Origin of the sequence: Streptomyces lancefieldiae (genome assembly GCF_031845825.1) — a bacterium.
In the GTDB taxonomy this organism is placed as follows: Bacteria; Actinomycetota; Actinomycetes; order Streptomycetales; family Streptomycetaceae; genus Streptomyces; species Streptomyces lancefieldiae.
Map to the genome: position 1 here is coordinate 1 of NZ_JAVRFH010000065.1, position 20,698 is coordinate 20,698.

Consider the following 20,698-nt stretch of genomic DNA (forward strand, 5'->3'; position numbering starts at 1 on the left):
ATCCGCCCGCGCGAACGGCTCGAACATCTCCGCCGCGAAGTCCTCCAGATCACACCGGACCGCAGCCAACTCCCCACCCAGCACACCCGGTCAACGACACGACCAATCAAGAAGACACGCCACCACGGACCGCACATGACCAAGCACTACTAGCCGTTCGTGGCACCAGCGCACTTCACGGGCCCCGGTCTCTGCGGGAGCTGTAGCAGCCCGGGTGGAGCAAGGGGTCGCCGTGAAGTGGGCTCGTGCCACCAACCTTCACGTGCGAGTGCATCGAACAGTGCTGACGGTCGTAAGCGACCGATGTCGCCTCTCTTCTACGAGACTTCGACAAGTCCGGTTCCATCAAGACGTCCACCGGCGGTTACGACCGTCAACTTGCGAGTGGTGGCAGCAGCAAAGACACCGAGTGCCGCCGATCTCGCCAAAAGACGTCTTCGCCTGGACTACTGAAGGCATCCCCACAGCGCCCCCGCGACCGCCACCACCGCGAGCGCCAGGCCGTGCACCTGACTAGAAACGAGAGGCTCCTCGGTATCCACCAGATGTCACGGCCAGCACTCGAACATCCGAAAGAGCAACCGCCCCAACGGAATGTTCTTCACATGGGATTAGGACTACTGCGCGGCCCTCGGCGTCACCGCGCTGGCGCCCGGAATCCTGCTGCCCCTCCCGGTGTACCGGTACCGCAAGCACCCCGGGCAGATGACGGCCCAGGTCGGATACGACCAGTTGGAGGCGGCGGCCCGGGAGCACGCCTGGGCGTACGGGCGCAGCCTGCGCGCCGTCCTGCGCGGTGGCGAGGACCTGGTCCGTGGCTGAGGCGCAGATCGTCCTGTCGCACAGTCGGGAGTCGGGGATCGTCGCCATCGCCTCGGGCGAGCAGTATCCGTGGGCGCGCACCGCCCTCGCGGAGAGTGGCTTCCAGCGGGACGACGACGGGGTCTGGCACCTGCCCGCGGGCGGCACCCAGACCACCGTGGTCGATCTGGTCACGTGCGCGAAGCGGCACCGCGCCAGCGTGCACACGAGCAGCCGCCGGTTCATCGGCGACGCCGCCCGCGACCTCGCGCGCCTGCTGCCCGGCCAGTGGCATGCCTCGGTCGAGGTCTATGCGCACCCTGCCTGGCAGGAGGACCTGGTCCCGTGGATCTGGGACAGCGGCGAACTCGGCCGCGTCGTCCGGAGCGAGCGGATCCCTTACGCCGCGGTCCTCACCGACGCGGAGCAGGGCACCACGCTGTTGTTCGTCGAGCGGCCCGGCCGTCATCTCGGCTACCTGGTGGGCGCCTTCTCGCCGGAAGGGCTCGAAGGGGGCTACGGCGATCCCCACGCTCCGCGCAGCATCGTCCTGCCGCCGTTTCCCGGGCGGGCTGCTCAGGCCCTCACCGACCGGTACCTTCCCGCCTACGAGCAGGCCGTCCATGCCCGCCAGACGTCGGCCATCGCCGGCGTGCTCGGGGACATCCGCTCCGAGTACGACATCTGGCAGGCTATGAACGCCTCCGGCCGCTACAGCGACGCCACCCCGCTGAGCGCCGCCGCCCTCGGCGCCTCGACGGAGCTGTTCCTCGACCACGCCTGGCGCCGTTTCCTGACCGTCGTCGACCACGCCCCGACGCTGCTCGACCGGTGCCGGCCCGCGAACAGCCCGTGGCCCGGCGACGCTGCAGCCCTCTCCCGTCTGGCCGACGCCGTGAGCGATGCCGAAGCCCTGGTCGACGAGATCGTCCACGGTGGTGCCGTGTCGGAGCAGGAGCGCCGAGCACGCGCGTGGCCGGCCATCGAGACGTGGCTCACCGACGGCGACGCGTTCTTGCGCCAGGCCCGCCTGAGCGCACCCCACCGCCGCCCGGCCCTCCCCGTCACAGCGCCAGCCCGCCCCCTCGCCGCCGCCCGGTCGGCGTACCGCAGCCACTGACCGTGCCACCCCGACAACGTCTGGAGACTTCCGCCCCTTTGCAACCCGGCACCCACTTCTCCTTCGGCGACCACAAGGAACACGGCTTCGTCGCCTCCTTCACCTCCGCCCTCCCCAGCCACCTCGCCCACTGGTTCCTGGAGCGCGAGCAGTTCGAGCCCGTTCCCGGTGAACCCGGGCTGTACCGCATCAGCGAGCCCGAGCGCGACGGAGTCCGCCGCACCCGCCAGGCCGTCCACGACCTGCGCCGCCACGGTTACACCGTGCAGGCCGACATCCGCCTCAACCCGGCCCTCTCTACCGGCCCGCCGCGCCCCGTCCGGCCCTACGGGCTCCAGGAGCGCCGCAGCAGGCTCGCCCAGGCCGCCGCCGGCCGAACGAAGCAGCGCACCACACCGCCCACCACCTCCCCTCCGTCGGCCCGGCCGATCCCGCCGAAGCCCACCTACGCTCCCACCGTCCACCTGACGGCCGCAGCCGGCGGACGGTCCCTATGACACCCGCGAACAGTCCGGCCCCCGACAGTCCTTTGCCGGCCGCGTCCGCACTGGCCAGCAAGGCACGCGACTTCCGGCTGCGGATGGCCGTCATCGACTGCGAGACCGATGCCGCCCTCGACATGACACGCGACCGGCACGGCCGCACCGTCCACGCAGACGCCGCCGCAGCTGCACGAGCCCACCGTGACAAGGCGGCGGTGGAGGCGTACGCCACCCACCTCGCCCCGCACGCCGAGGCTCTCCTCGATGCCGCCCGACTCGCGCTCGACGAGTTGCCGCCCGCCCGGCACCTGACCGGGTGGCGGGCCGTCCTGGACGGCTTGGCATCGTCCGCCGCCGAGATCCGCCGGGCCCTCGACCGGCCGGCCGCGCCCGGCTCTCCAGCCGAACGTGCTCAGCACGCGGCTCTGTGGCCGCATCTCACTGCCTGGGCGGACTACAGCCCGATCGCCAGCAACCTCGCCGACCAGCGCGAGGGCCAGCACCACCAGGCTCCGCTGACCGACGAGGAACAGCAGCTGTGGACCGACAGGGCCCGGGCCGCGCAGACGCGTGGTGCGCTGGAGCTGACCGAGTCGTGGTATGCCGCCGACGGACAGCCGATCACCCTCGCTTACCTGGTCGAGGACGACGACTCCACCGTGGTCGCGCTGCGCGGCGACCCGGGCGTACCGGGCTGGCAGGTGATCGGGCATTTCGCCCACGAGTACGAGGCGGGCAAGGCCCTGCCCGCTCCGGTCCCGCCCGGCGTGCTGCGCTCGGACATCTCCCGGTTCAACCGTCCGGCGCCGGCCCCGGAGCTGTCCCTGCAGGACCTCATCCGCGACGTCGTCGAAGGCCACAGTGCCGGTGACGCATCGAACGCTCTCCTGGGAGCTGTCCAGCGCGGCTACGCCGCCGGCCCGATGGTCCGCCTGCAGGAACTTCTGGAGACGAGCGGTCAGTTCGCCAGCGCCCTGGAGACCGTGCAGGGCCGTCAGATCGCCGCCCGCCTCTCAGCGCTGGGCCGGCAGATCGAGTTCCTCACCCGCGAAGTCGAAGAGGCAGCCGAGGACCTCGGTGCGACCGTCGCCGTCCTGCCCCCGCACCGCACCCCCGTGCTGCGCACCCGCCCGCGCCCGGCCGTGGACACCACACCGCCCGCGCCGCCGCCCCGCGCCAGCATGACCGCCCGCCACCGATAGGAGATCTGCTTTGCCCGAAGCACCAGCAGAGCCGTTCATGCCGATCCGGCACACCATCACCGGTGAGATCACCACCACCGGCTACAACGCCGCCGCCCGGCGGATCCTGCTCCAGGACGGCTTCGAAGAGACGCCAGGCTGCGCCTGCCGAGCGACGGAACCCGGTACGGAGCCGACGCACGGGCCTGCTCGGCAGCCAGCCAGCTGCTCGTCGCCGGCCATCCCGTGCACCTGGACCGAGCCCTCGACCGGCCGGTGAGCGCCGACGGTACGCCCCGATTGGCCCGGTCGCCGATGTCGGCACAGCCCGTGATCCCCTCCGAGAGCGGCCGGCCTCTTTAGCGCATCGCCCACCCCGCCCCCACCCACACCTGTTGAAGGGTTCTCGTTTTGACCACACCCGGGCCTGCCAGACCAGCGCGCACCAAGGGCGGTGAACTACGGGCCAAGGTGGCCCGGCTGCTGGCCGACCGGCCGGCGGACGCGCTCACCATCGGGGACATGGCCCGGCAGCTGGGCCACTCCCACGGCGCCGTCCGCAACGCCGCGCTCACCCTGGTGCGACGCGGCGAGGCCGACCAAAGCGGGGCCGGACAGCCGGAGTTCCGCGCGAACGCGAAAACCGCCGCAGCCGCGCAGAGGGCTGTGATCAGCCCACCGGGCACCCACTCTCCCCGCGCCCAGGCGGCCACGGCCCGTACGACCTACACCGCAGCAGCCGCGCCCAGGCAGACCGGCCCGATCCGCCGCGCGGGGGGCCAGCTCTACCACCCCCGGGAGCTGGCCGATCTGCCTGACGTCGAGGCGTTGAACCGCTTGCGCGACGCCGACGTGCCGGTGCTGCTCTACGGCCCTCCGGGCACCGGCAAGACATCGCTGGTGGAGGCGGCGTTCCCGGACCTGCTCACCGTCGCCGGTGACGGCGACACCACGGTCGGCGACTTGATCGGCGAGTACACACAGGACGACGCGGAAGCCTACGTCTTCCAGTACGGTCCGCTGGTCACCGCGATGACCGAGGGCCGCGCCCTGCTGATCGACGATGCCACCTTGATCTCACCGAAGGTTCTGGCGGCGCTGTATCCCGCGATGGACGGGCGCAGGCAGATCCAGGTCAAGGCCCACAAGGGCGAGACCATTAAGGCCGAGCCGGGCTTTTACGTGGTAGCGGGCCACAATCCCGGCGTCCACGGCGCGGTGTTGACGGAGGCGCTCGCGAGCCGGTTCAGCGTGCAGATCCAGATTGGCACGGACTATGACCTCGCCCTGGCCTTGAGGATCGATGCCCGGGTGGTCAGGGTCGCCCGACACCTCGCCCACCAGGTCGAACTCGGCGAGCTGGGCTGGGCCCCTCAACTGCGGGAACTGCTGAGCTACCAGAAGACCGAGGCTGTCCTCGGCACCAGAGCCGCGCTTGCGAACCTGGTCGGCATCGCTCCTGTGGAGGATCGCGATGCCGTCGCCGACGCCGTCACCAAGGCTGTCGGCGTCAAGAAGATCGCGCCTCTCACCCTCGGCAAGCAGCTCCCCGCCTCGGCCGCCCGGCAGCCCCCGGGCAGCACCGGCTCCGCACACCGGGGCCGCACGCGATGAGCGCCCACCACCACGTCCAGTCCCCTGCCACCACCCGGGACGACGACGCCGACCTCGCGCGCTGGGACGACGACGGCGCCCCGCCCGCGCAACCCCGTTCCTCCCCGGCCGCGTGGCTGCGCGTGGGAGCCGAACTCGGCGACCGGCTGGTCGCCCTCTCCGGCCGCCAGGACCTCCTCGTCACCTGCCGCCCCGGCACGCGCAGCGGCGCACCGGCCGCGTTCTTCCCCACCCTGGGCGAGGTCGAGTTCGACGCCCGCCTGTTCGCCCCCCTCCAGCCCCACGAGATCCATCCGCGGATCGTGGGCGACGAGGAGCGGTATCCCGCCGCCTGGGGAGTGTTCGTCCACGAGGCCGCGCACGCGGCCCACTCCGTCTGGACACAGCCTGCCGGAGCGGACCCCCGTGTCGTCGAGGCCGCGCTCCTACTGGAGGAGAGCCGCGTCGAAGGCGCACACCTGATCACGCGGCCCACGGACCGCACGTACCTGCGCACCAGTGCCCGAACCCTGGTCATGCCCGACATCGCCCACCCCACCCTCCTGGGCATCGAGCAGGCCGCCGCCGTGGCGGCCCTGTTCCTCGGCCGCCGTGACGTCGGCATCCTGGACGCCGGCGAGACCCGGGCCGTCGCCGATCTGTGCGAAAAGGTGCTGGGTGCAGACCTGCTGACCACCCTCACCCGCATCTGGACCGCAGCTCACCAGTGCGCCGACCACGACGCCACGACCATGCTCGCGCGCGGTCAAGAATGGTGCGACGCTCTGGACGCCGCGGCCCCCGCCCTGCCCGTGCCGGAGGGCCTCTCCGATCTGCTGTCCGGCGCCGTGAGGGTCGTCATGGACAGCACGGCAGCCACCGACGCGGCACAGGACGCAGCGGCCAACGCCATGGCGTCACGGTCCAAGGCGCAGGCGCAGGACCGCGCCCAGCGAGCCCGCCAGCGACGCAAAGCCGCCGCCACCGCCAAGTCGGTCTTCAACGCCCGTAGCACCACCGTCCACCCCGACGGCACACCGGCACCCTCCGGCAACCCGGTCACCGGCACCCGCAGGCCCACCGCCGCCGAGCAGAGTGCCGCCGCGCGCCTGAGCCGCGCCCTGCGTGCCGCCGCCTACCGCGAGCGGACCGAGGAACGGACCACCAGCCCCACCCCGCCCGGCCGCCTCAACATGCGCGCGGCCCTCGCCCGCGACGCTCAGCGCGCCGCCGGGTCGGTCCCCACCGCAGAACCGTTCACCCACACCCGCCGCCGGAACTCCCCCACCCCACCACTGCGTGTGGGGATCGCCGTCGACGTCTCCGGCTCCATGCGTGCCGCCTGCAAGCCCGTCGCCTCCGCTGCCTGGATCGTGGCACGCGCAGCAGCCCTGACCGACCCCGACTCCCGCACCGCCACCATCGCCTACGACAGGCACCTGACCGCACTGACCCGGCCCACCCACCGAGCACCAGAGCGCGTGACGACGTTCGATGCCACCGGCGGCCACCACAACCTCGCCAACGCCATCGACGCACTCGACCACGGCCTCGAACTCAGCCGCCCCGGCGCCGGCCGCCTCCTCGTGATCGTCACCGACGCCCACTACGGCAGCGACGAAACCGCTCAAGCCGTCACCCGCGTCAAGCAGCTCACAACCGCCGGCTGCGCCGTACTCCAGCTCACCCTCACCGCGGAATCCCGCCACTTGCCCGGGACCACCTTGCTGCACCTGCCCCAGCCCTCCAGCGCTCCCGCCGCCATCGCCAAGGCGGCCACAGACGCCATCCGCAGGACCCGCTGAGACGACGCAGAAGGCGGAAGCGTCCCCGAGACCACCGCCAAGCACTCCAGACCACCCCCGTCCGTCGCATGACTCGTGCAACCCCAACCGTCAACGAAAGGCACTCGATTTGAAGCCCCAGACCAGCAGCCCGACCTCGAACGTAACGCCCATCAAACGGAATTCCCCGGGGGTAAGTACGCACTGGACCGTGGAGCACGCCTGCTCCCACCGGGTAGATCACGACCTGTCCAACCGCCCCGCCGACAAGCGGGCCGGCTTCGCCCGTTGGCTCGCGTCGAAGGACTGCACCGACTGCTGGAAGGCGGCGCGCGACGCCGACTCCGCGTCCAAGGAGAAGTGGCTCGCGGAGAAGCGCGCCGAGGAGCTAGAGGCAGCCGCCACCTGGGCCAAGCAGTTCGACATGCCGCAGCTGGAGGGCCCGGCCAAGGCCCTGGACTGGGGTGAGCGCTCCCGTCATCAGCTGATGATGGCCGCGCACACCGCCCTGGTCGTCGAGGGCAGTTGGGACGCGGCGGACTGGGCGGAGCTGGAGGAGAAGGCCCGCTCCATAAGTGGAGTCGGCCGAGGGCGCGTTACTGGCGTCTCCACCAGCCCGTTTCCCTCGGCCGCTCGCCCGAACCGGACGTGCGAGTCTCCCCGCATCCGGCTCTCCACGAGTCCCGCATCAGCTGATGCCGGTCTCCGGTCGTAGGGCCCACGGAGTGAGGATCTTGTTGCCTCGGTACCGGTAGCGAGTGATCGCTGTCCAGCCTGGAGGTCTGATCTCCACTCCGTTCGCCTCCGGCCACCACTTCCCGCCCGGGTAGTAGCGCCGAAGGATCCACTTCTTGCTGCGCTTCGGATGCTTCTTCACCAGCCAGGCCAGGCTCCGCCACCACAGGAAGTGGTCGAGGTCCTGGAAGGCTGCCTTGGAGGCACCGTGGCGGAAGTAGAGGGCCCATCCGCGGGTGATTCTGTTCAGTTGCCGGAACAGTTCGTCCGCGGTCTGGTTCGGTATGTGTCGTGTGGCCTCCTTGACCTTGCGCTTGACCGTCGCGCGCGACTTCCGTGACGGGTAGCTGTAGATCAAGTGCCGGTCGCTTCCCCACTGTTGGTGCCGTTGGATACGGAACCCCAGGAAGTCGAACCCCTCGTCGATGTGCACCACATGTGTCTTGTCCGGCGCGAGCCGAAGCCCGACCCGGCTCAAGACCCCGCCCACCTCGTCGAACAGGCGCAGTGCCTGTTCCCGGGTGCCCTTCACCATCACCACAAAGTCGTCGGCGTACCGGACCAGCCGGTAAGTCGCGCCTCCGCGCTGACGGAATCGGGTGCGGGATGCGTTGCTCCCGTGTGCCTGCCAGAGCCCGGTGAAGTGCTCATCGAGAACGGACAGGGCAACGTTGGCCAGCAGCGGCGAGAGAATGCCGCCCTGGGGAGTGCCGGTGGACGTGTCCCGGATGGCGTCCAGTTCGTCCAGCAGACCCGCCTTGAGGAACGCTTTGACCAGGCTCAGGACGCGCCTGTCCACGATGCGTCGCCGCACCAGCTCCATGAGAGCGGTGTGGTCGATCTCGTCGAAGCAGGCCGCGATGTCGCCCTCGAACACCCAGGTGTAGCTGCGGGGGTTCGTGGCGTAGTTGCGGATCTCCTCGATCGCGTCCTGAGCCCGACGTTCCGGGCGGAATCCGTAGCTGCACGGCTGGAAGTCGGCCTCCAGGATCGGTTCCAGTACCAGCTTCAAGGCCGCCTGCACGACGCGGTCGCGGACCGTGGGGATGCCCAGGCGACGGAGCTTTCCGTTCGCCTTGGGGATCAACCGCTCCTTGACGGGAAGCGGCCGGAACGTACGGGCCTTCACGTCTGCCCGCAGTTCCTCCAGCAGTCCTGCCGCGCCGTGCGCGCTGCGCTCGATGCCGTGGACGGTGCGACCGTCCACGCCCGCGCTGCGTGCTCCCTTGTTCTCCCGGACCCGTTCCCACGCCACAGCGAGGAAGGCCGGGTCCACCACGAGGTTGAACAGATCTCCGAACCGGCAACCTGGATCGGCCACCGCCCGATGGTGCAGTTTCGTCTGAATCTCCAGTACCCGCCGCTGGGCCCGGAACGGGCTCGACAGCATGGCGCCGATGTTCACCGGCGCGTCTTCTGGCATGACAGTCCTTCCGCTGCTCGACTCGCTGCCGCCCTTCGCCCTGTGACCGGCTTTCCCGGCCTCCGACTACTACGGCGGCTCCGCCCCGCATCCGGTCCGTCAGCCGACGGTGGGCCTATCCCGCCTCCGCTGGATGCGGACTGGTGGCGGGAGAACCGGTGCGGTTCCCGTGTTCACTTGCTGCCGATCGACGGGTTAGGTGCCCAGCTTTGCCCCGGAGGCCCCCGCACGTACGCCGCAGTTCTTCCGCGCGGACTGCCCGGTCGCGATGGCTTCGCTCCGGACGGGCGTCATCTCCACGATCTAGATGACAGCGCACCCCAACGCCGGCCCAGATCCACCAGGTTTCGAGCCGGCTCCACCTAACGAGGGTTCAAGCACTGGTTCCTCGCGTACACCTTCCCGTCTCGCTCGCCGGACCTGGACTGTCTGGCAGTGCCAGCCCATCCCGGCTTTGTCAGGGCTGCTTCCCACCCTCCCCGGCACCTCCCGGGTCAGGCTGCCCTCAGCTTCACCAGACCGCTGCGACGGTCCGGAGATGAAGGTCTTGCACCTCCATTCGGAACAACAAGCGCCTCACGGCGCACCCCCGTGCCGGATGGTGGATCGACCAGCGCGACTCCGAAGGCACTGACCTGCTCGAACTCCTCGACGCAGCCACCGAGGCGGACCGCGGGACGGAGAACCCGTTCCGCTGACGACGGGGCAACATAGCCGGGAAACGCCGGTTAGCCAAACCGGCGTTCCTCCGGACTATTGATGCTCCCACCCCGACAGCCATCGCGTGGAAGGAACCGCGTGCTCCCTCCGTCCTGGGACCATCAACCCACCCCCGTCACCGCCCTCACCCCCGACCCGCTCACGCCCACCCGAGATATCACCCACGCCCACTTTCAGACCGGGGACACCGTCGTCGTCCTCAAGGGGGTGGCCGGCGGAGAACTGTGGGGAGACTCCATGCGCATCGTCGCCCCCTCCTGGCACACCCCCACCGACGAGGACGGATGGCGACTGCGTGACCCCACCGGCGGTGCCCAGTCCTACGTCACCGCTCACCCCCGCTACCTCGTGCACCTCTCGCGCCGCTGCCCGGACTGCCTGATCTACCTGCGGGCCATGGAAGACGCCCTCCTCGCACGGTTCGCCGGCCGCGACGAGCTGATCGACTGCGGCTGGTACACCACCACCGCTCTGGGCCAGCTCGTGCACACCGCAGACGCCAGGGGCGGCTGGTGACTCCCCCCACGAACCGCCCCGACCGTGCCGCTGCGCTCCACAAGGCCAGGGCCCGAGCCACCGCAACGCCGGACGATCCTTCCTGGCCGCTGCGCCTGGCCGAAGACCTCCGCAACATCCGGGCCGACTGGAAAACCTCAGCCGAGGTGTGCGCGGACGCTGCCTGGGCGGCACGGTCAGCCGGCCGCAGCGTCCTGGGCCTGCTGTCCCCGGAGGACGTCTCCGCAACGGACCGTGATCCGATCACCGCCCGTATCTTGGCGCATCTGTACCTGAGCGCCTTTCGGTTCGACTTCCGCTGCCCCACCCTCCAGCGCCTCATCGAACAGCTCGCGCAGACCGCGCGTCAGCCGCTGGACTGCTACACCCGCGCCCTGTACGCCTTCGCGCTGCTGGGCCAGTCCCGCCCCGAGGGCCTGACGGTCATGGACGAAGTCCTCGCCACGGCCGAGGAGCACCCCAAGACCCTGCACCTCCTGCTGCACGGACTGTGGCTCGGCCAGGACCTTGACGAGGGTGCGGAGCGTCTCCTGGCCCTCAGCTCCCGGCCCGCCCTCGCCACCGGCACCGGCACCGACCCGATCGTCCTCTTCCGCGTGGCGGGTGCCCTGCGCCGGCTGGGCCGGTACGACGAAGGGCTGAGCGCCATCGACAGGGCGATCGACTGTCGTCCGCCGGGAGACATCTCGGTTCACGCCGACCTGGTCCGCGAGCGCTCGCTGCTCTGTGCAGCCCGCGACTTTTATCAGCGCCGGTCACCCGCCCGCACGTCGAGCGGGGTGCCGTCTTGATCCCCCGCCTGTACCCAAGGGCCCACTCGCCGCGCGAGCCGCTGGCCGAGGCGCTCCGGCGGCCCCTTTCCCCGAACGAGGGACTGACGGAGTACACCGTGGTCGCCCACTGGCCGGGCCTGGACTACTCCACCCCGGACGACGAGCAGAGGACCTGGACATCGGTTGAGTGGGCCGAGCACCTCGAAGATCCGTACCTGGAGCATCCGTTCGCTGCCAGCCCGGACGACGACCGGCACGCGATCCTCCATCTCGACGTCCGGCTCCATCCGGACGACCGGGAGCTGACAGGTCCCGAGTGGTCCGAAACCGCCCACCGGTTCGCGCGGGCCGCTGGTATCGAGGTGCCCGGCGCCGCAGAGCACGGCTGGCGGTGGATCGCTGTCCAGGGCCAGCCCGGACGTCTGGATCTGATCGCCAACCTGATCCACCTCGACGGCACCTGGCGCACCCCTCCCGCCGACATCCTGCGACGGCTTGCGGACGAAGCGCGCCGCATCGAGCAGGACCTGAACCTGATCCCCGTCCGCACCGGCACCACGCAGTGGTCCGCTGCCCGTACGGTCCCGACCGCATCGGCGCAGCTCGCCGGCGTCCTCACCCAGCTCGCCGACGAACAGGCCGGCCCGCTGGCCACGGTCCGCGGACTGGTCGAGCACACCGCTTACCGGATCGCCCGCCAACCGGGGGCTGCCGGCACGGACACGGCGCACCGTCTGGAGCTGATCGCCCGCCGCCTCCACGCGATTCAGCAGGACCTGGACGCCACTGCGGCCCATCTGGCCCAGCCCCGGACCGCCGCCGCACCGGCCGCGGCCCGGCGCACCACCCACCGATCTCCGTAGGAGAAACGTCTCTTTGCCCCGCACCACCGGCCGCTTCCTGGACATCCGCCGTGACCCGCACTCCGGCGAACTCCTCGCCCGCGGGGGCGACGTTGAGGCACACAGCATTCTCCAGCGCGCGGGATTTGTCGCGGTCGTCCGCCTCCACGAGAGCTACCATCGCGCCCCCGTCGGCCTGACCGAGGACGAGGAGTCCCGTCTCGCCATCGATGCCGTAGGGCGCCTGCGGGCCGTCGGGTACTACGTCGACTGCGACGAGCGCTTCGACACCGACGCCCGCCCCGCGGCCTATCCCACGCTCGGCGCCTCGGTCGCCCACCTCGCCGAACGCCTGCGCGAGGCCACCGACACCGCCGAGGCAGCCGACATCCTCACCGAACTCACCGCGCCCCACGACGGCATCCTCGCCGGGTTCGAGGAAACCCTCGGTGCCCTGGCGGAGCTCTTCGACGGGCTCGGCGACGCGAGCGATCCGTACACCGCCGGGCGCCTGCGCTACCTCGCCGACGCATACGTCCGCGTCATCCGCTCCGACCTCGCGCACACCCGCGAACGGCTGGCCGACCGGCACGCCCCTCACCCCGGCCGCCGCGCCTGCACCGAGCAGGTTCCCGACCATGAGCCCGAACGCTCCGCGGTGTGCGCCTGCCCGCCCCCGCCGCGTGCCCTGCCGGCCCCGGCACCGCCACCCGTCGGTGCCGCCCGCTCGCGCCGCTGAGCCCCTGCAACTGCCCAAGGACACCATGCACGACCACAGCACCTCCGAACGCCTCGCCTCTTACGCCGACGTCCTCGCCGGCGAACTCCCCGACACCTGGACCAGCACCCACCTGACGGGCGACGCCAAGAACGACCTCGCCGAACTCACCGACCGCATCTGGGACCTGGACCTGGTCGCCGCCTCCCTGGCCGAACACCCGCTGCAGCAGGCCGCCGTCCTCAGCCGCCCCGACGGTGCCCAGCTCGTCCTGATCGACCGGCACGACGAACGCGACGGCTTCCTCCTCGCCGCCGTCGCTCCGCACGCCCTGCCGGACGAGGCGTACCGCGGCGTCCCCGAGCCCAACGGCATCGCCCTGACCGACGACCCGTTCCTCGGCGCCGAGCAGGTCGCCGGCGATCTCCTCGTCCGCTACGACCGTGCGCTCGCCCAGGTCCGGCACAACGCCCTGGACGGCATCCAGCCCTCCCAGCCGGACCGGGTCGTCCTGACCTGGCAGCCGGACGGCAGCGTCGCCACCGCCCCCGCCGACGACCGGGCCGGCACCATCCTCGCCGCCCACGGCTTCATCCAGGACCCGCACAGCGGCATCTACCGCCTGAGTGGCGACGACACCCAGGCCCAGGCCCGCGCGCTGCGCGAGATCGGCCCGCAGCTCGACGCGCTCGGCATCGGCACCGCCCTCCAGCACCCCGCCGGACGTCACACGCCCACGTCCGCCCCGGCCTCCATGCCGCCGGCCCCCGCCGGCACCCGCACACCCACCGCCAGGACGCGATGAACCAGACGGAGCCCGACTTCTGGGTCCTGGAGTACGTCACCATCACCAAGGACCCCCGTACCGGTCTGGTCGTGGCCATCGGCGGCACCGAGCAGGCAGCGGACATCCTTCAGCGGACCGGCGGCTTCCTCACCTCTCCCGGACCCCGCGGGGACTACCACCGTCTTCCGCACGGCCTGCCCATCGAGCAGCAGCGCCTGAAGGCGACCACCGCCTCGCACGCCCTGCTCGCCGCCGGCCACAGCGTCCACCTCGACCCCGCCCTGAACATGCTGGCCGCCCCCGACGGTGACCGTGACGCAGCCGTGCGCTACCTCACCCAACTCGCCGAGCGGGTCTCGGCCGCCGAGACCAGCAGCGAGGTGGCCGAGGTCCTGACCGAGGTCGCTGCGCCCGTGCACGGGCTGCTGCCCCTGACCAGAGAAGTGATCGTCCGCGCCTGGATCACTGCCAGTGATCTCCACGGCGCCGCGCCTGGCGACGAACCCGAGCCCATCGCACGGCTCGGCAGCACCGCCAACTCCCTGAGCGAAGCCGCCCGCGTCATCCTGCACGCCCGCAACCACGCCGTCCGCCCGGCGCAGCCGCCAGCGACCGCACCGGCCCCGACACCGGCAGCGGGCCGTGCACAGTCCCCGGTTTCCCGCCGCCGCTGACCCCGGAGAAGAAACGTATGGCCAATCTGGCCGACGAGTACGGCACAGACGTAGAGATCTACATCAAGGCCCTGACGACCACCATCCACGCCGACACTCCCACCGGCGCCCCCGCCGGCCTCCACGACCTGCTGGAACAGCTCGGCCTCGAACGCCACGCATACCCCACAGGCGAGCCGCTCTACATCTGGCACACCGTGCCCGATCACCTCGGTGCCGAGGAGCAGAGACACCTGGCGAACCGCGCCATCCCCGCCCTGCTCATGGCCGGATACACGGTCAACTGCGACCCCGAGGTCTTCGACGAGGCCCTCTACCAGCAGGCCGTGCACCGTCTCCGGGCGCGCGCGGCCCGCCCCGCCCCGCAGCAACCGGCGCCCGCCAGTCCCTCCTCGTACTCCGCACCGGCCCGCCGCACCCCGTAAGCCCGGGCGGCCCCGGCACCACGCCGGGGCCGCCCACCTCCCCGCCGCCCGATTCCACGGAGAAACCCGTAGCAGAACGCACACCCGCACCGATCAGCCATCGGCTCAAACCCCGGCTCGCAACCGCCCTGTTCCGCCGCTATCTACGCGCCTGCATCACGGCCGGCCCCGACCGCGCCTCCCCACTGGCCGGCCCCCGCCCGGAAGCCGTCCCCACCGAGGCGCAACGCGTCGGGCAGCGCCACCACCACTGACCGTCCACGCACCCGGAGGAGCATGTCCCACCCCGCCCCCTACCCGGTGGCACTGGCCGACGAGATCACCCGCCAGCTCGGCCAGCTCTCCGACCACCTCTCTCAGCTTCCCCCGCCCCAGGCAGCGCAGGTCATCGCCCGCGTCCTCGACCCGGACAACGGAGTCCTCGGCGGCGTCACTCACCTCGTCATCACCGGCAGCCACTTCGCCAAGAGCGAGGCGGAACGAGGCGCCCTGCCAGCGGAGGTATGGCTCGCCTTGGGCCGTGCCGCCAACGAACTGCACGACATCAGCCTGGACCTGGATGAGCACCAGGACCTGCTCCAGCACCTCGGCACTCGACCGGCCACCAGCGCGGCGAAGCCTCCGGCTCCTGCCCCGCTTGTCGTACGGCGGCGCCGGTGAAGAAGAAGCAGTGGCAGGGCTGGGGGCCGGGCGAGCAAGCCGAGCAGCACTACCTCGTCCAGCCCCGTGCCCTGGCTGGCGGCGGTGACGTCCGGCACGTCTCGGAGTTCCTGCGCGCCTCGGGCTGGCGGGACAAGTCCAAGAAGGACGGCCCGCTGCTCATGGAGAGCCCGGACCGCACTGTCCGTGTCGCCTACGACCCCTACGTCCTCCCCGGTGGATGGACCATCCACGGCCGGGCAAACGGGGCGAACGCCGAGTGGTCCGCGCACCTGGGCCGGCAGACTCCGGTGGAGATCGTTGCCGGTCTGACCGACGCCCTCACCCGCCCCCGCTCCGCCCACGCCCCCAACGTCTGGGCACCTCTGCAGGAGCAGAACTGGCACACGCGGTTCGAGGGCCAGGACTATATGGCGACCAGCCCCGACGGCACCGCGTGGATGCAGTACCACCAGGGTGTCGATGGCTCGGCGATGTGGTGGACCGGAGCGCAGGACAAGCAGGGCAACGGCTGGACGGCCAACTTCACGCCGAACACGCCGATGCACCTGATCCAAGCCTTCTCAGCCGAACTTGCCGGCCCGGACCCCGTGATGCGCCCACGCGGACGTGTCCCGCACAGCACACAGATCCGGACCTGGTCGGTCTCCGTCAAGCCCTCCCAGCTCAGCGCGTGGCAACAGGCCCGGATCACAGCTGCCCGCGCCGCCACCTGGGCCCGCAACAGCGCCCGAAGCGCCCGGCCACACGCCACCGCCCGCCCCTATACCCCGTCCGGCGGTGCCCGGACCCGCCGCTGACCTCCATCCCCGTCTCAAGGAGCCCGATGCCCGCCCCCACCCCGGAAACCCTGCGCACCCTGACCGAAACGCTGTCGGACGTCACCGAGTACCTGCGCGAGAATCCCGACCCCGCCGAAGCCCTCGCCCTCGTCGAGCCGCTCCTCGACGAGTACACGGGCCTGCCCGTCCAGCTCGCCGACACCCTGCGTGCACTCGCCCGCACCATCCAGGAACACCAGGCCATCCCACGCACTGCGCACGTCAACGTCCTGATCGCCGAGCTGCGCTCCGCCGCCTGGGAACAGACCGACCAGCACACCCTCCACTACGTCCTGGACGAGCTGCGGGCGCTGCACGACGACGCCGAGAGCGAGCAGGGGTGCAGCCGGTGCCGGTGAGCGAACGGCAGCTCTCGGAGTTCGCCGACAAACACGCCTGGCAGATTCCCTTCGACACCAGCCCCCGCCACCTCGCCGGCCCCGGTGACGCCCGGCACGTCACACACGGTCTCGCCGCCGCCGGATGGACTCGCACCTCCGATCCGTTGAGCCCGCGCATGGTCATGACCAGCCCCGACCACCGCTACAGCCTGCGCTTCACCCCGGAGTCCGGGTACATATCCGCGTGGTGGCACCTGACGAGTGAACCCTTCGGTGCCGAGCCCTACTGGTACGCCGCCTTCGGTGAACTCGTCCCCGCCGAGGTTCTCGCTGCCGTAACCGACGCCCTGGTCATCCCGCCACCGGCCGCACAGCCGGACCCATGGCGGACGCTGAACGAGGCGGGCTGGGCTCGCGACGACAGCGGCGTGGCCCGCTCCACCGACGGGATGTGCACCATCGAGCACCGCCCGGTCAGCGAACTCCACGACACGCCGGAATGGCACATCGAAACCCACGAGACCAACTTTCACGAGCTTGGCGGCCGACGCATCTGGCACGCGCACTTCCACCAGAACGTCTCCGCCCACTTGGTCAACGCCTTCGTCACCGCGCTGACCGGCGCCGCTCCACTCCAACGCGGCATGCACGAACCGACCGCCCATTACAGGGCCGTTCAGGAGCCGAGCCCACTCTCCCCTCAGCAGGTGGTCGACGCCCACACCGACCGACTCAAGGCCATCACGGCACACGTCCGCGCAGCCCGCCGACGTCAGACGAAGCCCGCACCGGCCCCGGTGCACACCCGAACTGCCCAGCCGGCCGCCCGCCGCTGAACCGACAGGAACATCCCATCTCCCCCTCTCACCGCCGCACCTCACTGCGGCGCCTCAACCGCTACCTGCGCCACAGTGAACGGATCCTGGCGTCCTGGGACGCCTTCACCGAGTTCAACACGGACCTGGACGGCTGGCCCTTCGACGAGGACGCCTACGGCCGCCGGGCCGCCGTCCGTGACGCAGACACCGCCGCAGCGTTCGACGGCATCCGCCCCGGCGCCCGCCAATTGCTGGCCACCGCCCGGCTCCAGCTCCAGCACCTGCCCGCACACCTCACGCGGGACAGCTGGCCCGGGCAACTGACCATCCTGGAGGAGGCACTGAGCCACCTCGACACCCTGGACGCGCGGTGGCACCAGACCCGGGCCCAGCTCCCCGAGGGCGCCGGACCGGGCAGCGAAGCGTACGTCGACGCGCTGGACGAGCACCACGCAGAGTGCTGGAGCTATCTGGACGACTGGGCCTGCCACGGTCGCGTCATCCTCGACATCCAGGCCGCCACACGCCGAGCACCGTCCCAGCCGAAGCGCCCGCAGCTCCCTGCCCTGACGTCCAGGCGCAGCGGACACGGCGCGAGGGGACGGTGACCATGCCCGACGGCCCCGCCAACGTCGACATCGCCTACATAGCCCCGCGCCACCTGGCCGGCGGCGGCGATCCAGCCTGGATCACCGTCCCCCTCCACCGTGCCTGCGGCTGGAGCTACGGTCACGACCCCCTGATGCCCCGCGTCCTGCTTTCCAGCCCCGACCAGAAGGCCCTCCTGCGGCTGGAGCCCGACCCCGACGGACGGTGGTGGACTCTGCAGCACGCCCCCGCGCCGGACCGGCCCGCCTGGTTCGCCAGCTTCGATGCCCGCACCCCCGTCGAGATGATCGCTGCGTTCACCGATGCGCTGACCGTTCCCACGGCCGGTGCCCCGCACCACAGGCCCCTCCAGCCTCCCAACTCGCAACCCGGACCTCATCACCCTCTCGCACCGGGAAGTACCCGCCACGCAGGTCGCCGGCGCCTTGGAAGAACGCATCCGCTCCCTCGCCGCACGCCGATCCGGCCCGCCGGCGACGAGTACGCATCCTCCGCAACGGCCGCAGGCCGAACGCCACCGCCAGCGCTGATCCCTCCGTCCCCGCCCGGAAGCACCTAGCCCTTGCCCCCCTCCTCCAGCAGCAACACCGACGGATACGACCTCGTCCTGCGCCTCCTGCTCGGCGTGCTCGCCGTCGTCGTCCCCCTGTCCCACCTGGCCTGGCTGTGCGGCAACCTCACCGCCTCCCTCACCGGAGGCAGCTGGGCCCCCTACCAGCCGACCAACGCCTTGCTCCACCCCGAGCAGGTCTGGCCCGAGGCCGGGGAAAACGCCCTGCTCATCGGGGCACTCATCGTTCCCGTTCTACTCCTCCTGGCTCTCGGGGTGACGGCGGTCGCCCTGTGGATCCGGCACAAGAACCGCGGCGGCGCCCGGAAGAAGATCACCGGCATGGCCAAGGCCCGGGACATCGAGCCCTTGATGGCCAAGGCGATCACCGACAAGGCCCGCTCGGTGCGTCCGAGCCTGAAAGACGCCAAGCACATCGAAGCCCGCGACACCGGCATCCTCCTGGGCAACCTGCAGAACACCCGGCACGAGGTGCGCATGGGCTATGAGGATGTTGCCGTCGCCATCATGGCGCCCCGCTCGGGCAAGACCACCTCGCTCGCCATCCCCTCGATGCTCGCAGCGCCCGGCCCCGTCCTGCTGACCTCGAACAAGGCCGCAGGAGACGCATTCACCGCCACATACGAGGCCCGCTCCCGCGTCGGGCAGGTGTGGACCATGGACCCACAGCAGATCGCGCACGCCGCCCGCGAGATGTGGTGGAACCCCCTCGCCAGCGCGACAACCCTGGACGGGGCGAACCGGCTCGCCGGACACTTCCTCGCCGCCTCGGTGGACGCCTCCCAGCAGGGCGACTTCTGGTCCAAGGCCGGCAGCAACATCCTGTCCCAACTGCTGCTGGCCGCAGCGCTCGACGAGCGGCCCATCACCGACATCATGCAGTGGCTCGCCTTCCCCGCCGACCGCACCCCGCTCGACATCCTCCGCGACCACGACTTCGCCGCCGTCGCAGCCCAGCTCAAGGGCACCGTCGAGGGCCCCCCGGAAACGCGCGACGGCATCTACGAGACCGCCCGCCAGTACGCCGCCGCACTGCTGAACAACGAGATCGCCACCTGGGTCACCCCGCAGAAGGAAGTCCCCGAGTTCCGCCCGTCGGAGTTCGTCACCTCCACCGACACACTGTTCCTGCTGAGCAAGGACGGCGGAGGCGGGGCCTCGGCACTGATCGCCGCGTGCGCGGACTCCGTCATGCGCGCGGCCACCGCCCAGGCCGAACGCGCCGGCGGACGCCTGGACCCGCCCATGCTGGCGATCCTCGACGAGGCCGCCAACGTGTGCAAGATCAGCGACCTGCCGGACCTGTACTCCCACCTCGGCAGCCGCGGAATCATCCCGATCACCATCCTCCAGTCCTACCGCCAGGGCCAGAAGGTCTGGGGAGACGCGGGCATGGACGCCATGTGGTCCGCCTCGACCGTCAAGGTCATCGGCTCCGGCATCGACGACCCCGACTTCGCGGACAAGCTCAGCCGCTTGATCGGCGACCACGACGTGGAGACCACGTCCACCTCGCACTCGGAGTCCGGGAAGTCGACCTCGGTCAGCATGCGCCAGGAACGGATCCTGCCCGCCGACGCGATCCGCGCCCTGCCCAAGGGCACCGCGCTGTGCTTCGCCACCGGCATGCGGGCCGCGATGCTCGACCTGCGGCCGTGGTACCAGGAGCCAGGAGCACAGGAGTTGTCCGCGGCGTCCGCCCGCGCGTCGAAGGCGATCACGGCTCGCGCCGTCGCGAAGCACGCGCCGACACAGTCCGACTTCGGGACGGCCGCGTGAGCGACGCCCCGCTGCACCTGGTGCCGGTCCGCTCCCGTGAGGCGAAGGACTTCGTGCGCGTCTGGCGCCGTCACCATCCGCCGCCCGCGGGACAGATTTTCGCGGTCGGCGCCGCCGACGAGACCGGCACGCTGCGCGCAGTGGCCATCGTCGGCCGGCCGGTGGCCCGTCACCTGGACGACGGCGCCACCCTCGAAGTCACCCGGACCGCCACCGACGGCGCCTGCAACGCCAACTCGCTGCTCTATGGAGCCGCGTGGCGGGCGGCGAAGGCCCTCGGCTACCGACGGCTGGTCACCTACACGCAGGACGGCGAGGGCGGCGCATCACTGCGCGGCGCCGGGTGGCGCGTCATCGTCAGACGGCCGCCCCGGGCCGGATGGCACACCCCGTCCCGCCCACGCGCCGGCCATGGCAACGACCACGTCACCTGCCTGCTGTGGGAAGCCCTCTGACCGAGCCCATTCCTACACGTCAACGGACGGAACCACCTGCACCTCGCCCCGTACCGCCCACGTCCTCCCG

The 20,698-nt window shown here is 71.0% G+C and carries 23 protein-coding genes and 1 pseudogene; 23 read left to right on the forward strand and 1 reads right to left on the reverse strand.

The window, feature by feature from the left end; genetic code table 11:
- Window positions 1-615: 615 nt before the first annotated feature.
- The 8 genes and pseudogenes from RM812_RS35930 to RM812_RS35965 all read left to right on the forward strand — a co-directional run.
- Window positions 616-822: pseudogene (locus RM812_RS35930) on the forward strand (glycosyltransferase); the annotation flags it as partial.
- Window positions 815-1,921 carry a hypothetical protein gene (locus RM812_RS35935; RefSeq protein ID WP_311583094.1) on the forward strand — a complete coding sequence of 369 codons (1,107 nt, stop codon included), beginning with the start codon at window positions 815-817 and terminating at the stop codon, window positions 1,919-1,921. The pseudogene RM812_RS35930 and the gene RM812_RS35935, both read left to right, overlap by 8 nt.
- Window positions 1,922-1,959: 38 nt before the next feature.
- Window positions 1,960-2,418 carry a hypothetical protein gene (locus tag RM812_RS35940; protein ID WP_311583096.1) on the forward strand — a complete coding sequence of 153 codons (459 nt, stop codon included), beginning with the start codon at window positions 1,960-1,962 and terminating at the stop codon, window positions 2,416-2,418.
- Window positions 2,415-3,605, forward strand: a complete 1,191-nt coding sequence (locus tag RM812_RS35945; RefSeq protein WP_311583098.1) for a hypothetical protein — start codon at window positions 2,415-2,417, stop codon at window positions 3,603-3,605. The genes RM812_RS35940 and RM812_RS35945 overlap by 4 nt, the downstream gene beginning before the upstream one ends.
- A gap of 37 nt (window positions 3,606-3,642) precedes the next feature.
- On the forward strand, window positions 3,643-3,864 hold the full coding sequence (locus RM812_RS35950; protein WP_311583168.1) for a hypothetical protein: 222 nt from the start codon (window positions 3,643-3,645) through the stop codon (window positions 3,862-3,864).
- Window positions 3,865-4,055: 191 nt separating this feature from the next.
- Window positions 4,056-5,198 (forward strand): AAA family ATPase, encoded by a 1,143-nt coding sequence (locus RM812_RS35955; RefSeq protein WP_311583171.1) that lies wholly within the window; start codon window positions 4,056-4,058, stop codon window positions 5,196-5,198.
- Window positions 5,195-6,982, forward strand: coding sequence for a vWA domain-containing protein (locus tag RM812_RS35960; protein ID WP_311583101.1), 1,788 nt, complete (start codon window positions 5,195-5,197; stop codon window positions 6,980-6,982). The genes RM812_RS35955 and RM812_RS35960 overlap by 4 nt, the downstream gene beginning before the upstream one ends.
- Before the next feature lie 190 nt (window positions 6,983-7,172).
- Window positions 7,173-7,676, forward strand: a complete 504-nt coding sequence (locus RM812_RS35965; protein WP_311583103.1) for a hypothetical protein — start codon at window positions 7,173-7,175, stop codon at window positions 7,674-7,676.
- On the opposite strand, the gene ltrA is transcribed toward RM812_RS35965, so the two are convergent.
- Complete coding sequence (gene ltrA, locus RM812_RS35970) at window positions 7,650-9,119, reverse strand: group II intron reverse transcriptase/maturase (protein ID WP_311583106.1); 1,470 nt, start codon at window positions 9,117-9,119, stop codon at window positions 7,650-7,652. The genes RM812_RS35965 and ltrA overlap by 27 nt on opposite strands.
- Before the next feature lie 798 nt (window positions 9,120-9,917).
- Between ltrA and RM812_RS35975 the strand changes: the two genes are divergently transcribed.
- The 15 genes from RM812_RS35975 (at window position 9,918) to RM812_RS36045 (ending at window position 20,628) form a co-directional block, all read left to right on the forward strand.
- Complete coding sequence (locus tag RM812_RS35975; protein WP_311583108.1) at window positions 9,918-10,355, forward strand: hypothetical protein; 438 nt, start codon at window positions 9,918-9,920, stop codon at window positions 10,353-10,355.
- Entirely contained in the window at window positions 10,352-11,146 is a 795-nt protein-coding gene (locus tag RM812_RS35980) for a hypothetical protein (protein WP_311583110.1), read from the forward strand. Before RM812_RS35975 ends, RM812_RS35980 begins: the two co-directional genes overlap by 4 nt.
- Window positions 11,143-11,991, forward strand: coding sequence for a relaxase/mobilization nuclease (locus RM812_RS35985; RefSeq protein WP_311583114.1), 849 nt, complete (start codon window positions 11,143-11,145; stop codon window positions 11,989-11,991). The genes RM812_RS35980 and RM812_RS35985 overlap by 4 nt, the downstream gene beginning before the upstream one ends.
- A gap of 13 nt (window positions 11,992-12,004) precedes the next feature.
- Window positions 12,005-12,709, forward strand: a complete 705-nt coding sequence (locus RM812_RS35990) for a hypothetical protein (protein WP_311583117.1) — start codon at window positions 12,005-12,007, stop codon at window positions 12,707-12,709.
- Window positions 12,710-12,734: 25 nt separating this feature from the next.
- Window positions 12,735-13,493, forward strand: coding sequence for a hypothetical protein (locus tag RM812_RS35995; protein ID WP_311583120.1), 759 nt, complete (start codon window positions 12,735-12,737; stop codon window positions 13,491-13,493).
- The gene (locus tag RM812_RS36000; RefSeq protein ID WP_311583122.1) at window positions 13,490-14,149 is read left to right on the forward strand and encodes a hypothetical protein; all 660 of its coding nucleotides are present in this window, start codon (window positions 13,490-13,492) and stop codon (window positions 14,147-14,149) included. Before RM812_RS35995 ends, RM812_RS36000 begins: the two co-directional genes overlap by 4 nt.
- Window positions 14,150-14,166: 17 nt before the next feature.
- The gene (locus RM812_RS36005; RefSeq protein ID WP_311583124.1) at window positions 14,167-14,574 is read left to right on the forward strand and encodes a hypothetical protein; all 408 of its coding nucleotides are present in this window, start codon (window positions 14,167-14,169) and stop codon (window positions 14,572-14,574) included.
- Window positions 14,575-14,850: 276 nt separating this feature from the next.
- Complete coding sequence (locus tag RM812_RS36010) at window positions 14,851-15,234, forward strand: hypothetical protein (protein ID WP_127433504.1); 384 nt, start codon at window positions 14,851-14,853, stop codon at window positions 15,232-15,234.
- Window positions 15,231-16,034, forward strand: a complete 804-nt coding sequence (locus RM812_RS36015; protein ID WP_311583131.1) for a DUF317 domain-containing protein — start codon at window positions 15,231-15,233, stop codon at window positions 16,032-16,034. Before RM812_RS36010 ends, RM812_RS36015 begins: the two co-directional genes overlap by 4 nt.
- A 26-nt stretch (window positions 16,035-16,060) precedes the next feature.
- Window positions 16,061-16,414, forward strand: coding sequence for a hypothetical protein (locus RM812_RS36020; RefSeq protein ID WP_311583134.1), 354 nt, complete (start codon window positions 16,061-16,063; stop codon window positions 16,412-16,414).
- Window positions 16,411-17,232: a DUF317 domain-containing protein gene (locus RM812_RS36025; RefSeq protein WP_311583136.1), complete on the forward strand. Its 822-nt coding sequence runs from the start codon at window positions 16,411-16,413 to the stop codon at window positions 17,230-17,232. Before RM812_RS36020 ends, RM812_RS36025 begins: the two co-directional genes overlap by 4 nt.
- A gap of 230 nt (window positions 17,233-17,462) precedes the next feature.
- Window positions 17,463-17,822 carry a hypothetical protein gene (locus RM812_RS36030; protein WP_311583138.1) on the forward strand — a complete coding sequence of 120 codons (360 nt, stop codon included), beginning with the start codon at window positions 17,463-17,465 and terminating at the stop codon, window positions 17,820-17,822.
- Window positions 17,823-17,956: 134 nt separating this feature from the next.
- Window positions 17,957-18,382, forward strand: coding sequence for a DUF317 domain-containing protein (locus RM812_RS36035; RefSeq protein ID WP_311583174.1), 426 nt, complete (start codon window positions 17,957-17,959; stop codon window positions 18,380-18,382).
- A 3-nt stretch (window positions 18,383-18,385) separates the two neighbouring features.
- Window positions 18,386-20,173 (forward strand): TraM recognition domain-containing protein, encoded by a 1,788-nt coding sequence (locus tag RM812_RS36040; RefSeq protein ID WP_311583141.1) that lies wholly within the window; start codon window positions 18,386-18,388, stop codon window positions 20,171-20,173.
- Complete coding sequence (locus RM812_RS36045; protein ID WP_311583144.1) at window positions 20,170-20,628, forward strand: XF1762 family protein; 459 nt, start codon at window positions 20,170-20,172, stop codon at window positions 20,626-20,628. Before RM812_RS36040 ends, RM812_RS36045 begins: the two co-directional genes overlap by 4 nt.
- The last annotated feature ends 70 nt before the right edge of the window (window positions 20,629-20,698 follow it).